Annotated in this window: 11 protein-coding genes; 1 reads left to right on the forward strand and 10 read right to left on the reverse strand. The window is 61.2% G+C overall.

Annotation, left to right across the window (positions count from 1 at the left end):
- Window positions 1-29 precede the first annotated feature (29 nt).
- The gene (locus tag ACB040_RS14140; RefSeq protein WP_021231222.1) at window positions 30-947 is read left to right on the forward strand and encodes an iron-siderophore ABC transporter substrate-binding protein; all 918 of its coding nucleotides are present in this window, start codon (window positions 30-32) and stop codon (window positions 945-947) included.
- Window positions 948-1,066: 119 nt separating this feature from the next.
- Here the strand turns inward: ACB040_RS14140 and ACB040_RS14145 are convergent, their stop codons facing one another.
- The 10 genes from ACB040_RS14145 to ACB040_RS14190 all read right to left on the reverse strand — a co-directional run bounded on the left by ACB040_RS14145 (window position 1,067) and on the right by ACB040_RS14190 (window position 16,146).
- A complete protein-coding gene (locus ACB040_RS14145; RefSeq protein WP_371155287.1) occupies window positions 1,067-1,420 on the reverse strand; it encodes a copper-binding protein in 354 nt (117 codons plus the stop codon).
- Window positions 1,421-1,464: 44 nt separating this feature from the next.
- Window positions 1,465-4,593: an efflux RND transporter permease subunit gene (locus tag ACB040_RS14150; protein ID WP_371155289.1), complete on the reverse strand. Its 3,129-nt coding sequence runs from the start codon at window positions 4,591-4,593 to the stop codon at window positions 1,465-1,467.
- Window positions 4,590-6,107 (reverse strand): efflux RND transporter periplasmic adaptor subunit, encoded by a 1,518-nt coding sequence (locus ACB040_RS14155; protein WP_371155291.1) that lies wholly within the window; start codon window positions 6,105-6,107, stop codon window positions 4,590-4,592. The genes ACB040_RS14150 and ACB040_RS14155 overlap by 4 nt, the downstream gene beginning before the upstream one ends.
- 296 nt (window positions 6,108-6,403) lie before the next feature.
- Complete coding sequence (locus ACB040_RS14160) at window positions 6,404-6,904, reverse strand: hypothetical protein (RefSeq protein ID WP_371155293.1); 501 nt, start codon at window positions 6,902-6,904, stop codon at window positions 6,404-6,406.
- 57 nt (window positions 6,905-6,961) lie between these two features.
- Window positions 6,962-7,714, reverse strand: coding sequence for a substrate-binding periplasmic protein (locus tag ACB040_RS14165; RefSeq protein ID WP_371155295.1), 753 nt, complete (start codon window positions 7,712-7,714; stop codon window positions 6,962-6,964).
- A gap of 116 nt (window positions 7,715-7,830) precedes the next feature.
- On the reverse strand, window positions 7,831-10,941 hold the full coding sequence (locus ACB040_RS14170; RefSeq protein ID WP_371155297.1) for an efflux RND transporter permease subunit: 3,111 nt from the start codon (window positions 10,939-10,941) through the stop codon (window positions 7,831-7,833).
- Window positions 10,942-10,950: 9 nt separating this feature from the next.
- A complete protein-coding gene (locus ACB040_RS14175) occupies window positions 10,951-12,150 on the reverse strand; it encodes an efflux RND transporter periplasmic adaptor subunit (RefSeq protein WP_031227697.1) in 1,200 nt (399 codons plus the stop codon).
- A 398-nt stretch (window positions 12,151-12,548) separates the two neighbouring features.
- On the reverse strand, window positions 12,549-13,355 hold the full coding sequence (gene xthA / locus ACB040_RS14180) for an exodeoxyribonuclease III (protein WP_005337776.1): 807 nt from the start codon (window positions 13,353-13,355) through the stop codon (window positions 12,549-12,551).
- 115 nt (window positions 13,356-13,470) lie between these two features.
- Window positions 13,471-14,433 (reverse strand): ion channel, encoded by a 963-nt coding sequence (locus ACB040_RS14185; protein ID WP_005353221.1) that lies wholly within the window; start codon window positions 14,431-14,433, stop codon window positions 13,471-13,473.
- A gap of 66 nt (window positions 14,434-14,499) precedes the next feature.
- Window positions 14,500-16,146 carry a tetratricopeptide repeat-containing response regulator gene (locus ACB040_RS14190; protein ID WP_005361691.1) on the reverse strand — a complete coding sequence of 549 codons (1,647 nt, stop codon included), beginning with the start codon at window positions 16,144-16,146 and terminating at the stop codon, window positions 14,500-14,502.
- Between the last annotated feature and the right edge of the window lie 16 nt (window positions 16,147-16,162).

Consider the following 16,162-nt stretch of genomic DNA (forward strand, 5'->3'; position numbering starts at 1 on the left):
GGGCCGTGCAACGATGAAGGAGTGAGATGATGAAGCGTTTTGCAGCCCTGGCAGCAGCCATCCTGATGCTGGCCGCGCCGCTGGTTCAGGCGCAGGAGATGCGTGAAGTGACTGATGCGTTTGGCCAGAAGGTGCAGGTGCCAGTCCAGCCAACGCGGGTGGTGGTGCTGAGCGAGCTCGAACTCGACAGCACCCTGACTCTGGGGCTGACCCCCATCGGCGCCGTCAATGGCCGTGGTCAACCCACCTTGCCCCGCTATTTGCTGAACAAGGCGGGCATGGGGATCCAGGTGATCGGCGATCTCGACAGCCCCAATCTGGAGTCGCTGATTGCGCTGGAGCCCGACCTTATCCTGACCGGCCAGACCCGTCCCGAGCTGCTGACCTTGCTGGGGGAGATCGCGCCGACCGTGGTGACCAGCAAGTGGGGTGAGCCGTGGCAGGATAGCTTCCGCCGCACCGCCCACACCCTCAACCGCGACCAGCAAGGGGATACTTTCTTGCTGCAGTATGCCGAGCGGCTGACTCAGGCCCGCAGCAAGCTGGCCAAGCATCAGGGGGAGAGCATCAGCATAGTGCGCTGGAACCCCAAGGGGCCGAGCTTTATGTATCAGGGCACCTTTGCCAGCAGCGTAGTGGAGTCGATGGGGCTGGTACGCCCAAGCAAGCAGCAGGGTACTGGCGCACCCCACTCACCGGCGCTGAGTCTGGAGTCCCTCAACTTGCTGGATGCTGACTGGCTGGTGGTCGGTACTCTGAGCGCCACCGGTGATGCGGTGGATGCCATGCGTCAGGCGGAGCAGACCCCGGCGTTCCAGCAGCTGCCGGTGATCAAAGCCAAGCGCTTTGGCGCTGTGGACGGGTCGCTCTGGACCTCCAGCGGCGGCCCGCAGGCGGCCCTCAAGGTGATCGAGGATGTGGAGCAGTTGCTGGCAACCCGCAGCTGAGTGCTATCGCGCGCCAGAGGTTGACCACACGAACAGGTTGATCAAAAGAAGAGGGAGGCTGATGCCTCCCTCTTGCGTTGTCACTGTCTATCGTGACCTTTTCGGCGAGCCAGAGCCGTTTATTGCGGCTGGATGGCTGTTACTGTGAGCTTGCCGCTCTGGCTTTCGGCATGAAAGTGGATGGCATCCCCCACCTTGAGCCCTTTGAGCTGGGCCGGATCTGCCACTCGAAAGACCATGGTCATGGCGGGCATCTTGAGATTCTCGATCGCCTCGTGCTTGATGCCGACTTTGCCGCTCCCCTCATCGAGGCGGGTAATGACCCCCTTGGTCATCACCATTGCGCCCTGTTCGTTCATCTCACCCGTCTGGCTCATCTCGTGCCCTTCATGGTGCATCATCTCTTCGGCTTGCAGGTTGGTCTGGGTGGCAAGGCCGAGCAGCAGGGTCAGGGTCAGCGTTTTGCAGTTCATGATGGTTTCCTTATCGTTCAGTCAATATGGATCGTGAAATCGGATTATTCGGATTGCGGGTTCGCGCTCTTGCCAAGGCTGCGACTGCGCCACAGGTAATAGGCCGCTGGCAGCACCAAGAGGGTCAGCACCAGCGCGCTCACCATGCCGCCGATCATGGGGGCGGCGATGCGCTGCATCACTTCGGAGCCGGTGCCATGGCTCCACATGATGGGCAAGAGGCCGGCGATAATGGTGACCACCGTCATCATCTTGGGGCGCAGGCGCAGGGCGGCGCCGTGGATCACCGCCCGATGTAGCCCCGCCTTGTCCGGCTTGCCGCTGGCCACCAGGTCATCCCAGGCGTGGTTGAGGTAGACCAGCATCAAGACGCCGGTCTCCACCGCCACCCCCGCCAGGGCGATAAAGCCCACCCCGACTGCCACAGAGAGGTTGAAGTCGAGCAGCCAGAGGGTCCAGATCCCGCCCACCACCGCCAGCGGCAAGGTGGTGAGAATGAGCAGCACCTCCTGAACGCGGCGAAACGCCAGATAGAGCAGCAGCACGATAATGGCGACGGTTAATGGCACCACGTAGGCGAGGCGCGCCTTGGCCCGCTCCATGTACTCGTATTGGCCAGACCAGGTGAGGGCGTAGCCTGCCGGCAGCACCAGCTGTTTGTTCACCTCTGCCTGGGCCTCATCGACGAAGGAGCCAATGTCGCGGTCGCGAATGTCGATGTAGACCCAGCCGTTGAGGCGCGCGTTTTCACTGCGCAGCATGGGGGCCTCGTCGCTGATATAGACCCGGGCTACATCCGCCAGCGCGATGCGTGCGCCACTTGGAGTGACCACCGGCAGCAGCTCGAGGCTGGCCACCGAGTCGCGATAGCTCTGGGGGTAGCGCAGGTTGATGGGATAGCGCTCGCGCCCCTCGATGGTCTGGCCCACCTCCATGCCGCCCACCGCGGTGGCGAGTACCGCCTGTACGTCGGCGATGTTGAGGCCGTAACGGGCCGCTTTGAGCCGGTCGATATCCACCTTGACGTAGCGGCCACCCGCCACCCGCTCGGCGTAGACCGATGAGGCGCCCTCCACCTTGCCAACGATCTGTTCGAGCTGTTGGCCGAGTTGCTGGATCACCTTGAGATCCGGCCCCGCTATCTTGATGCCGACCGGGGTCTTGATGCCGGTAGCCAGCATGTCGATGCGGGTCTTGATGGGGGGCACCCAGGCGTTGGTGAGACCTGGGAAACGGATGAGGGAGTCGAGCTCCTCCTTGAGTTTCTCCGGGGTCATGCCGGGGCGCCACTGGTCACGGGGTTTGAGCTGGATGCTGGTCTCCATCATCACCAGATCGGCGGGGTCGGTGGCCGATTCTGCGCGCCCCGCCTTGCCGAACACGTTCTGCACCTCGGGCACGGTACGAATGAGCTTGTCGGTCTGCTGCAAAATCTCCCGCGCCTTGCCCACCGAGATATTGGCCGCGGTGGTGGGCATATACATGATGTCCCCCTCATCGAGCGGCGGAATGAACTCGGAGCCCAGGTACTTGAGCGGCCAGAAGCCCGCCACCGTCACCACGGCGGCGATGGCCAGGGTGGTTTTCGGACGGGCCAAGACGGCTTTGAGCAGCGGCACATAGCCCAGGCTTAGCCAGCGGTTCAGCGGGTTGGCCTGCTCCGCCAGCACCTTGCCACGGATGAAGTAACCCATGATCACCGGCACCAGCGTGATGGCGAGCGCGGCCGCCGCCGCCATGGCGTAGGTCTTGGTGTAGGCGAGGGGATGGAACATCCGCCCCTCCTGCGCCTCCAGCGCAAATACCGGCAGGAAGCTGATGGTGATGATCAGCAGGGAGAAGAAGATGGCAGGCCCCACCTCGATGCTCGCCTCGGTGATGATGCGCCAGCGGTTCTTGTCGGTGAGCGCCTCCCGCTCCATGTGTTTATGGACGTTCTCGATCATCACGATGGCGCCATCCACCATGGCGCCGATGGCGATGGCGATGCCCCCGAGCGACATGATGTTGGCGTTGATCCCCTGCAGATGCATCACGATAAAGGCCACCAGAATGGCGATGGGCAGGGTGATGACCACCACCAGTGACGAGCGCAGGTGGAACAGGAAGGCCAGGCAGACCAGTACCACCACCGCGAACTCCTCCAGCAGCTTGCCGGAGAGGTTGTCGATGGCGCGCTGGATAAGGTCGGAGCGATCATAGACGGTAACGATCTCCACCCCTTGTGGCAGGCTGCTCTTCAGCTCCGCCAGCCGCGCCTTGACCCCGTTTATGGTGTGTTGGGCATTCTCGCCATAGCGCATGACGATGATGCCGCCCACCACTTCCCCTTCACCGTTGAGCTCGGCGATGCCGCGCCGCATCTGGGGGCCGGTGAGCACATCTGCCACATCCCCCAGCAGCAGCGGGGCACCGCGCACATTGGTACCGAGCGGGATCTGCTTCAGATCCTCGACGCTTTTCAGATAGCCATTGGAGCGCACCATGTACTCCGCTTCCGCCATCTCGATGACGGAGGCGCCGGTCTCCTGATTGCCCTGCTTGATGGCGGTCTCGATAAGGGAGAGCGGGATGCCGTAGGCGCGCAGCTTGTCCGGATCGACCCGCACCTGATACTGGCGCACCATGCCGCCGACGGTGGCGACTTCGGAGACCCCCTCAACCGTCTGCAACTCGTACTTGAGGAACCAGTTCTGCAGCGAGGTGAGCTCGCTGAGGTCATGCTTGCCAGTTCTGTCCACCAGCGCGTACTGATAGACCCAGCCCACTCCGGTGGCATCGGGGCCGAGCTGGGGACGGGCGGAGGCGGGCAGATTGGGCGCAACCTGGCTTAGGTACTCCAGCACCCGGGCGCGGGCCCAGTAGAGATCTGTGTTGTCGTCAAACAGCACATAGACGAAGGAGTCGCCGAAGAAAGAGTAGCCGCGCACCGTGGTGGCCCCCGGTACCGCCAGCATGGCGGTGGTGAGCGGGTAGGTGACCTGATCTTCCACCACCTGTGGCGCCTGGCCCGGATAGGAGGTCTTGATGATCACCTGCACATCGGAGAGATCCGGCAGGGCATCCACCGGGGTTTGCTTGACCGACCAGAGCCCCCAGGCGGTGAGCATGAGGGTCAATAGCAGCACCAGAAAGCGGTTGCCTATTGACCAGCGAATAATCGAGGGGATCATGGCTTGGCTCCCATATCGTGCTGGCTATGGTCCATGCCTTCCATCTTGCTCATCTCATCTGCCGCAGGCTTGGCGGTGTCGTCAGTTGCTGGTGCCTTCTCCTGATGGATGGTGGTGATGCGGTACTCATCCCCCTCCTGCATCACTTGCAGGTGCAGGGTCTGCCCCTCGACCAGCTTGCTGATATCGACCCCGTCGGCGACAGTGAACTCCATCTCCATGGCGGGCCACTGCCACTCGGGGATGGGCTGGTGGGAGACCATCAGGGTACGGTTGGCCAGATCGATGCTTTCAACCTCGCCCTGGGTCCACACCTGAGCGGGGCGTACCGCCGTCATGCGCTGGAAGTCCGAATCGATGGCAGACTCGGAGTCGAGCAGGAACTGGGCCGAGCTGACGATGTTATCCCCAGCCTCTACCCCCGCCTTGATGGCAACCTTGTCGCCAAACTGGGGGCCGAGAGTGACGGCGATCGACTTGAAGTTGCCATCCCCCAACGCCAGCACCAGCCGATCCTGACTGCCGGTGCGGATCACCGCTTCGCTCGGCACCACCAATTGCGGCTCTCCCTGCCCGGTGCGAATGCTCACCTTGGCAAACATATTGGGTTTCAAAAACTCGTCCGGGTTGTCAAAGCGCAGGCGCACCTTGAGGGTGCGGGTAGCTGCGTCCAGTGTCGGGTAGAGGTAATCCACCTTACCTTGCCAACTGCGACCGGGGGCATAGTCGAGAGTCATGGTGACCGGGTCCCCCACCTTCAGCTGGGCGGCCTGACGTTCGAACACCTCGGCGCTCACCCACACCTGCTTGAGGGTGCTGATGTTAAAGAGCGCTGCGGCGGGCTCCACATACTGGCCTTCGCGCACTTTCAGCTCGGAGACATAACCGCTGCTGGGGGCATAGATGCGTACCGTCTCCTGCACCTGACGGGTGCGCTTGAGGGCTGAGATTTGATCTGCCGGCACCTGCAGGGACTTGAGCTTGCCCTCGGCGGCGCGCAGCAGCAGGGGGTTGGCTGTGTTGAGTGCCAGCAGGTACTCGTGCTGGGCGTTGACCAGATCCGGCGCGTAGAGCTCGTAAATAAGGCTCCCCTTGCTCACCTGCTGCCCCTCGCTCTTGATGGCGAGGGTGCGGATCCAGCCCGCCATGCGGGCGTTGATCGCCTCCAGCCGATCCTCGTCATAACCGACGTAGCCCACCGTCTCGATCTGCTGGTAGATGGGGAGCTTCTCCACCTTGGCGAGCCGCACCCCCAGGTTCTGCTGGATCTCGGGGCTGATGGTGACTGTGCCCGGCGAGCCGTTTTTTTGTTCCTCATAGACGGGGATAAAGTCCATCCCCATGTTGTCTTTGGCAGGGGCATCGCGCTTGTCGCGGGGATCCATGGGGTTGACCCAGTAAAGGGGCGTCTTCTCTTTGGCGCTTGCGCCATCGGAGGTCTGTTTGGCGGCCCAGTAGCCGCCACCAGCGCCGAGGGCAAGTAGCAGGGCCGACATCAGGACGGTCTTGTTCATGACTGGCCTCCGGCGCGGATCTGCATGCAGAAAGTGCAGGAGGGTAAGGCGCCCGCAAAGGCAGCAACCTTGGACGGTGAAAAGTGGGCTGGTGACATAATACGTCTTCTCTTTTGCAGGCCGCCGATCGGGTGAGGTGCAAGGCATCACCAAAGGGGCTGGCGGCAAACGGGGCGCAGCTGTATCAGTGCGCACGGCTCCCTGTGAGCGGACCGGTTTGGCCGGGGCACAGGGTCAGGCAAGGCGGCAGAGAACGGGCAAGTTGAAGCTTGCTTGTGCCGCAAGAGAAGGACTTTCTAGTGGCGCAGCACCGACAGCATCAGATGTCGGCGCGGCCAGGAGGGAGGGTGAGTACCGCGCGAGCGCAGGAAGGGATCCCGCAACCAGTTATCAAGCAGTGACGCTGCGACGTTGTTGCCAAGTAGCAAGGGAAAGAGCAGCAGAGCGACCAGTACCCCAAGCAAAGTCATCGCGCCGAAGGAGAGAGTATTGACGCCGGTCTGCATCTGGCACTCATCGCCCATGGCTGACCCCTCGTCTCCCTGATGGCAGGAGAGGGGCATGACATCGCCCGGGTGATCCATAGCGGGCATTGCATGAGAGATATCGCCATCCGCCATCGCCATGGATGAATCGAACATCACCATCGACTGGGCGCTGCTTGGGGTCGGCTCGGAGGAGAGGGGAGAACCATGCCAGCTGATGCAGAGGGTCAGATTGCAGACGAGCAGCAGCGCCAGCAATAGCCGGGCCAGAGCAACAGAGGGCAATCTTGCAGCAAGCTGGGTGAGTGACAATCCTGACATCCTTAGGGGGCAAGTTGCCAAACTCTAAACCTTGCTCGCAGGAGAAGGTCAAGGCTTCTGCTGGCGCTGCTGTTGCAGGTAGAGGTCACTGTATTTCTCCAGCAGCTGGTCTATCCATTGACTCATGCCCGGCGCTTGCAACATGAACTCCAGTTGTTCGAGGGTGTCAAGATGGGGGGATTGCAGTGAAACAGAAATATAGAGCTCACCGCGCTGCAGTGGCCACTGCAGATCAGCCAGCCCGCTGTCCGGGTAATTTTCGCTCAAAAACAGGCGGCCGGAAGAGCGGCCATAGGGAACGAAGTCGACCCGGTCACTGGCCAGCAGGCCAAATACCTGCTTGAGGGAGTTGACCCTGTAGATGCGGGTATTCGCTTGCAAAAAATCATCCATTTCGCTGCCAAGGCTGACGCCTATCATCATGGCGCCCCGCAGTCCGGTCAGATCCTCCCTTCGTTGCAGCAAGCGGCTGCCGGGTTGGCGCACGAATACCGCCATGTCATTGATTGCCATGGGGGTTCGGGTAAAGCGGGAGTAGTGCGCTCTCTCTTCGTTGCGCAGCGCACAGATATTGATGTCGACCTCTCCTTTCGCCACTTTCTGCTGACAGCGGGCCCAGGGGCCCACATAGGAGAGATCCACATTGAAACCCAACCGTTGATAGAGGGTACTGACGACTTCGGCACAAACGCCGATGATCTTGCCATCGCTCAGCCAGTTCCAGGGGGGATAATCGTGATGACCACAGGCGGAGAGGGTAGTGGTCGTCAAGGTCGTCGCGAGCCAGAGCTGAGCCAGCATATCCGGATCCTGTGCAAAAAAGTCTCGATGTGTGTCATTGAAGCACACCGCAGACAAAAAAATACCCCCGCACGGGCGGGGGTAGTTTGTTATCGGTGGAACGCCTGGGGAGAGCGTTACTGCTTGGCGCGCTTTTCCGATCCTCTCATGATGAGCCGGAAGAAGAGCGGGATAAAGAAGATGGCGATAAAGGTGGCCGCCAGCATGCCACCGATGACCGGCCAGCCGAGGGCGTGACGGCTTGCCGCACCGGCCCCGCTGGAGGTGACCAACGGCACACAGCCGAGGATGAAGGCGAGCGAGGTCATCACGATGGGGCGGAAACGCAGGCGTGCCGCCTCCAGTGCCGACTCGATGAGGCTCATCCCCTCTTCGTGCTTCATCACCGCGAACTCCACGATCAGGATGGCGTTCTTGGCGGCAAGGCCCACCAGGGTCACCAGCCCGATCTGGAAGTAGACGTTGTTGGTCAGCCCCACCAGCCAGGTGGCGAGCAGGGCACCGAACAGGGCGAACGGTACCGCGGTGATCACCGCAAACGGCAGGCTCCAGCGTTCATACTGGGCGGCCAGAATGAGGAAGATCATCACGATACCGAAACCAAAGGCCATGCCAGCGCTGCCTGCGGCCGCTTTCTCCTGATAGGCGGAGCCGGTCCACTCCAGCTTGGCGTCGTTGCCAAGAGCTTCATTAGCAACCTCTTCCAGCGCGGCGATGGCCTGACCCGAGCTGTAGCCGGGGGCGGGCTGGGCCATGATCTTGGCGGCCTGGAAGATGTTGAAGCGTTCGACCAGTTCGGGGCCGGTGGCATCACGCACCGTCACCAGACTGCTGAGCGGGATCATCTCCCCCTTGTCGGAGCGGACATAGACGTTGCGGATGTCGCTCTTCTTGGCGCGATAGTCTGCCTCGGATTGCAACTGCACCCGGTAGGTACGGCCGAACTGGTTGAAGTCGTTGACATAGACCTGACCGAAGGTGGCCTGCATGGTGTCGAATACCGCGTTGATCGGCAGCCCCAGCGCCTTGGCCTTTTCGCGATCCAGGTCGAGATAGACCTGTGGCACGTTGGCGCGGTAGGTGCTGGTGACGCTGGCAAACTCCGGGCGCGCCTTGGCAGCTTCAAGGAAGCGCTGCACTTCGCCGGAGAAGGCCTGGGCGTTGCCGGTGCCACGGTTTTGCAGATAGGCCTCAAGGCCACCTGTGGTGGACATCCCCTGAATGGGAGGCGGGTTGAAGGAGGCGACAAAGCCATCCGCCAGCCCCATCAGGCTCAAGCCCTGGAAGGTCTTGGCCAGCGAGAAGGAGTCCTGCTCGACCCCCTGACGCTCGCTCCAGTCCTTCAGGGTAATGAAGGTCATGCCGCTGTTGCTGATGATGGCATTGGAGAGAATGTCAAAGCCCGAGAAGGTGATCACATCTTTCACATGGGGGTTGGCCATGGCGATCTTGTCGAACTGATCCGCCACCGCCTGGGTCCGGCTCATCGCGGCGGCATCCGGCAGCATGACGGCGGAGATGAGGTAGCCCTGATCTTCGTTCGGTACCAGTTCGCCCGGCACTTTCAGGAAGAGGCCGTAGATGGAGAGGATCAGCACGGCGATAATGGCAAAGGCGACCCCCACCCGACGGTTGAGGAAGGCCACACCCCGCACATAGCCGCGGGTCAGCTGGTCAAATTTTTCGTTGAACCAGACGAAGAAGCGGGCCGGTTTGTGGTGTCCCTCTTTCAGCAACACGGCACAGAGGGCCGGAGAGAGAGTCAGTGCCACCAGACCGGAGATGGCGACCGAGACCGCGACTGTGATGGCGAACTGCTTGTACATCACCCCTGTCATGCCGCCCATAAAGGCGACCGGCAGGAACACGGCGCAGAGCACCAGCACGATGGCGACCACCGGACCGGAGACCTCCTGCATGGCGAGGATGGCAGCCTCTTTGGCGGAGCACTTCTTCTCGCTCATGATCCGCTCGACGTTTTCGAGCACCACGATGGCGTCATCCACCACGATACCGATGGCGAGCACCATGCCGAACAGGGTCAGCAGGTTGATGGAGAAACCGAGCACCAGCATGCCGGCGAAGGTCCCGATGAGCGACACCGGCACCGCGATACAGGGGATCAGGGTGGCGCGGAAGTTTTGCAGGAACAGATAGACCACCACGAACACCAGTACGATCGCCTCGAACAGGGTGTGTACCACCTCTTCGATGGAGATCTTCACGAACTCGGTGGTGTCGTAGGGGATCTGGTACTCGATATCCTGCGGGAAGCGCTCCTTGAGTCGCTCCATGGTGGCGTGTACCGCATCGGCAACCGCGACGGCGTTGGCGCCCGGTTGCAGATAGGTGGCGATACCGATGGCCGGTTTGCCGTTGGCGCGGGCCACCAGATCATAATCCTTGCCCCCCAGCTCGACCCGGGCGACATCGCGGACCCGGATCTTGGAGCCATCGGGCATGGAGCGGACGATGATGTTCTGGAACTCCTTCACATCCTCAAGGCGCCCCTTGGTCTGCACCGTGTAGGTGAAGTCGATGGGGGCCGTGGTGGGCTGGGCACCGATCTTGCCTGCCGCGAACTGGGTGTTCTGCTCGCGAATGGCGCCAATCACGTCGCTCGGGGTGAGCTCGAGCTGGGCCAGTCGATCCGGCCGCAGCCAGATACGCATCGCATAGTCGGTACCGCCAAACAAGGTGGTATCACCGATGCCGGGAATCCGCTTGAGCTCGTCGATGATGTTGAGCAGGGCGTAGTTCGACAGATAGGTGGTATCAAACGAGCCGTTCGGCGACTGGAGGGTAACCACCTGCAGGATGGAGGTCGATTTCTTCTTGACCGTCACCCCCTGCTTTTTCACCTCTTCCGGCAACTGGGCCATGGCGGCCGAAACCCGATTGTTGACGTTGATGGTGGCCTGATCCGGATCGGTGCCGATCTCGAAGTAGACGTTGAGGTTCATCTGGCCGTTGGAGGCCGACCCCGACTGCATGTAGATCATCCGCTCGACGCCGTTGATCTGCTGCTCCAGCGGCGCTGCCACGGTCTGGGAGATCACCTCCGGGGTTGCGCCCGGATAAAACGCCGTGACCGAGACCACTGGCGGGGTGATCTGGGGATATTGCTCGATGGGGAGCGCCCGCATCGCCGCCAAACCGCCCAGCACGATAATGATCGAAATCACGCTGGCGAAGATGGGGCGTTCTATGAAGAACTTGGAAAACATACGGGCTCCTTACTTGGCCGCAGACTGGCTGACCACCTTGCCGGTGATCGCCTTCATCTCGTCGGCAGAGACAGGTTTCACCACGGCGCCGGGGCGGGCCTTCATCAAGCCTTCGACGATATAGCGCTCACCTGCCTGCAGGCCGCTCTCGATCAGCACGCCGGAGTCGACCGCTGCGCCCAGGGTCACCGGACGGGGCACTACCTTGTTGTCGGCATCGACCACCATCACCATGCGGTCAGCCTGGGACTGGACGATGGCGCGCGGCGGCACCACGATGGCATTTTTGCGGGTGCCCAGATCGATGGTCATGCGGACAAACTGGCCGGGCAGCAGTACGCCGTCCTTGTTGTCGAAGATGGCGCGGGCACGGATGGTGCCGGTCTGGGGATCGACCCGGTTGTCGGAGAAGTTGAGCTTGCCCGCCTCCGGATAGAGGGAGCCATCGGCCAGACGGATATGGGTACGCCAGGTGGTGGCATCCTTCGCCTCAATCACCCCTTTCTTTACCGAGTTTTCGAAGTTGAGGCGATCCTGCTCCGAGTAGGAGAAGTTGACGTAGAGCGGATCAAACTGGGTGATGGTAGTGAGCAGGCCGTTGTCGCCGCTGGTGGAGATAAGGCTCCCCTCGGACTGGGAGCTCTTGCTCGCCATGCCGTTGATGGGGGCGGTCACCTGGGTGTAGCTGAGGTTGAGCTCCGCCTCTTTCACCTTGGCCTGAGCGGCCTGATGGCTTGCGATGGCCGCTTCATAGTTGGCGATGGTGTCGTCATAGTCCTTGCGACTCACCACCTGACGCTTGAAGAGGGGAATGATGCGATCCCGATCGGCTCGGGCCTTGTTGAGACGGGCCTGCTCCTGAGCCAAAGTCCCTTTGGCCTGCTCCAGCGCCACCTTGTAGGGCTCTGGGTCAATCAGAAACAGCTCCTGACCGGCGGTAACCGGCTGGCCTTCCACATAAGTGCGCTTGAGCAGGATGCCACTGACCCGGGAGCGCACATCAATCTCGCGAAAACCGGCGGTCTCTCCCACCATCTCGGTGGTGAGCGGCACATCAGTCAGCTTGACCTCGGCGACCACCACAGGGACGGCGGGCATGGTCTGGGCCGTCTGGGTCGTCTCGCCGCCACAGGCGCTCAGACCGCTGATCAGCGCCAGGGTCAGCAAGCTGCGTTTGTAAACCTCTCTTCCGGCATTGGACACCTTCATCATCACACTCCTGTTGGATCGATTTCGGCTGCTGCGTTCAGCATGTTTCTCCATACACATCATTAACTTCATGATTAAAAAAACAACTTCTTTATGATTGGAATGGGAGATGATAGGGCGGCAACCTTGAACACAACCTTCTCAAAGTGGCAATTAGGGTTGCCGATTGACGAAAAAAGTCTGACTTTTCCGATATGGGCGGGGGGCTTCGGGGATGTTCATCCCGGGCCAGGGCTCTTCGCAACCGTATCACGCCAGCCACTCCTTGCTGCAAAAAAATAAGGTGCCATAAGGCACCTTGTCTGGATGGGTTTTTTACGCCCTTTTATCGCCGGCAACCGCGAGCCGCTTCACAGTTTACGAATTCGTCGCGGCTCATCGGTTAATCTTGCGCCGCATCAGGCAAAGCAGGCCCAGATGGGGGCGTGGTCCGAGGGTTTCTCGATGCCGCGCAGCTCGTAGTCGATACCGGTCTCGGTCACCTTGTCCTTGAGGGCGTCGGAGGCCATGATGAGGTCGATGCGCAGGCCACGGTTCTCGTCAAAGCCCTTGGAGCGGTAGTCAAACCAGGAGAAACGCTCGCACTCGGTGGGATTGGCGGCGCGGAAGGTGTCGGTGAGGCCAAACCCTTTCAGTCGCTCCATCCATTCGCGCTCGATGGGCAGGAAGGAGCATTTGCCATCCCGCAGCCAGCGCTTGCGGTTCGCCTCGCCGATGCCGATGTCGAGATCGGTGGGGGAGATATTCATATCCCCGATCAGCACCAGCTGGTCGTCCGGGGTGTGGTTGGTCTCGAGGTAGTGCTGCAGATCCTCGTAAAACTTCTGCTTGGCCGGGAACTTGGTCTCGTGATCCTGGCTTTCACCCTGCGGGAAGTAGCCGTTCATCACCTTGATGAGGGAGCCGTCTTCGCGCTCGAAGGTGGCCATGATCATCCGGCGCTGGGCCTCTTCGTCATCGGTGGGGAAGCCTTTCTCCACCTTGACCGGCTTCTGCTTGCTCATGATGGCGACCCCGTAGTGGGCCTTCTGGCCGTGAAACTCCACGTGATAGCCCATGGCCTCCACATCGGCCAGCGGGAAGGCTTCATCGTGCACCTTGATCTCCTGCAGGCCGATCACATCGGGCTGGTGCTTGTCGATGATGGCTTGCAGCTGGTGCAGACGGGCGCGCAGGCCGTTGATATTGAAAGAGATGATCTTCATGTCCGGGATGCTCATGTCACTTTTATAAGTGGCTATTGGACTAGGAATCGGCGGTGGATGCAAGTTTGGCCGCGGGCCTGCGTCAGTGGCAGGCACCGCGGGGTGGGCAGAGGTGTCAGCGGGTCATCTTCTTGACGAAAACCACCACAAACAGCGCCAGCGTAAAGCTGCCGGTGAAGGCTTCGAAGGCGGCAAAGATCCTGGAGAGGCCGACCGGAGTGAAGTCGCCGTACCCCAACGTGGTGAAGGTGACCACGCTGTAGTAGAGGCATTCGAGCAGGAAGATGGCATTTTGCTCGAGCGGGGCACCGGGTTGGTAGATGAGGTGCTCGCCCTGAAAATGCAGTCCGCAGAAGAAGTAAAAAATGCTGCAGATAAAGATGAGCAGCAACGAGAAGAGCACCACCCGCATCGGGGCCTCGCCATAGCCGCAGAAGAGATCGACCACCCAGGAGGTGAAGCGCTGGGTCGACCAGAACGGCAGTTGCAGGCGGCGCATGGTGAGCTCCTGCTGGATATAGTTGCCGGACATGGTGAAGATCCCCTGTGCCTCGGAGGCTTTGCGCAGATCCCGGTAGGTCTCTTCCGCCTCCTTGAACCAGATGCGCGCCTGTTTGGGATCCCGTTCGCGGCGCCCCTTGCGATCCTGCATCACCCGTTTGCCGGTCTGCATGTTGTCGAGCCGGGTGTTGTGCCAGCGGATGCCGAGCAGGTTGACGTCATCGAGGGTGGCGCACTGGAGGTTGGCATCACTGAGATCGGCTTTCATCAGGCTGCCGCCCTTCATGCGCAGGCCGTAGAGGTGACCACCGCGCAGGTTGGCGCGATAGAGGTTGCACTGCTCCAGCAAAAATCCCTGATCGGACTCCTTGTTGACCAGATTGAGGCCCGCCAGATTGGCCCGTGACAGCTGCAGGCCGTGGCAGAGTCCGCCAGCGCGAACGTACTGTTCAAGCGCCTCGGCGGTGTGGGCTTCCTGATGGGTATGGTGGGGATCATGCCAGTGGCAGAGATCGTGCTCGCCAGCCTCTTCACTGCAGTGGCGGCCATCGGCCACCAGATAACGACACATCGCCATCTTCGTTTCCCTCGCATTGCCGAACTGGTTTCAGCATAGGCGGGGAAAAGGGGGCGTGGCGGCGTCTTAGCTGAACTGGTTGAACTCCTGACGCAGCTTGCGAAAACGCTCCTGCTGGGCCGGGTTGAGGGGGATGCCGTCGAGCACGTCCAAGGTGTCTTTGCACTCGGCACCAAACTCCGGGCTCTTGCGGTTTTTCTGCATCAGTTGCAGCAGCACCTGGATCTTGTTGAGAGCCGCACCGGTATTGGCGGGAGCGCGGCGCAGGGCCTCGCGAAAATGACCGAGGGCCTGCTCCAGCTCGCCGCTCTGATAGGCCTTGATCCCCAGATCGTTGAGCTGCTGGTAGCGCTGACGCCGCTCCAGCACCGTCTTGTCATCCCGGGTTGCCTGAATGCAGGTGGTGAGCAGCCGATCTTCGTCCTCCGCCAGCAGCCCTTGCAGGCTTTCGGCATATTCGAACTCGCCGAGCTGATAGAGGGCGAGGATGGTCTCACCAAGCAGGGCGGGGGGCATGGTGGCCGGTTCATCGAGCCAGTTCTGATTGGCGCGATAGAGCATCTTCTTGCCCTTGAGCAGCTCCCCCAGCGCAATCTGCACCCGGGCCTGACAGATCTGCTCGAACACCGGGTAGTTGAACTCCGACATCATCAGCGAATCGCGGATGCGCGACAGGGCAGAATTGACCTGCTTTTGCAGGTTGGCGATGTGGTAGCTGTCGTTGCTGTTGAGGGCGTAGAGGGTCAGGGTCTGGATATAGGCCCCCAGATAATGGGGCGTGCGGTGAATGGAGTTGCGCGACAGGTCGATCAGCGACATCAGCACATCCTTGGCCTGGGCGTAGTCGTGGCGCTGCAGGCACACCTCCGCCAGCCGACGGGAGAGTTGCACCGACTGGGGGGAGATATCCACCGCCCGTCTGAGCTCCTGCTGCGCCTGCTCGTCATTGCCAAGGGCCAGCAGGGATTCTGCCAGCCAGAGGTGAGCCTCCACCATCAGCGGGGTATTTTTGAGGGTCGCCTGCAGATGGCTGACCGCCTCTTCGTGGAGCCCCAGGGTGTTGCACGCCTTGCCCAGCGTCAGGCGGGCCCAGCTGTTCTCCTGCCCGGCCAGCAGCTGGCGCATTAGGGCGCGCGCCTCTTGCGCCTGACCCAGCTTGAGGTGGGTATCGGCCTGCAGGCAGCGGCAGTAGTTGGCAAAACGGGGTACCGCATCGGCCCGCTCGGCACAGGCGGTAATGAGGGCTGCCAGATTGTCATCGGCCAGCGCGGTAAAGACGCTGGCCAGGGCGTTGCGCCGGGCGAGGGCACGCTTCAAGCGAAACGAGAACTGCTCCTGAGAGAAGGGCTTCATCAGGTATTCGTCGGGCTCGGCTTCCAGCGCGCTCAGTACCATGGCGCGGGAGCTGTCGCCACTCACCATGATCACCACGCTCTGGGGCGGGATCAGATCTTTGTCGCGCAGGCTCTCGAGCAGCTGGCGACCATTTTCGCCAACCCCGAGATCGTAATCGATGAGATAGATGTCGAAGCTGCCCTTCTGGCAGCGTCGCCGCGCATCCTCGGCGGTATTGGAGTAGGTGATGTTGCTGATACCCAGATTGAGCAGCATCGCCTTCATCATCACCTGAAACGAGCGCTGCTCATTGACCATCAGAATGCGTTGTGGCTTGGCTGGGCTCTTTTTTTCTGGCTCTTGTTCAGGTGTCTGCATCTGTCTGAGTCGAGGT

It is taken from the genome of Aeromonas sp. S11(2024), from assembly GCF_041402345.1.
Taxonomy (GTDB): Bacteria; Pseudomonadota; Gammaproteobacteria; order Enterobacterales; family Aeromonadaceae; genus Aeromonas; species Aeromonas veronii.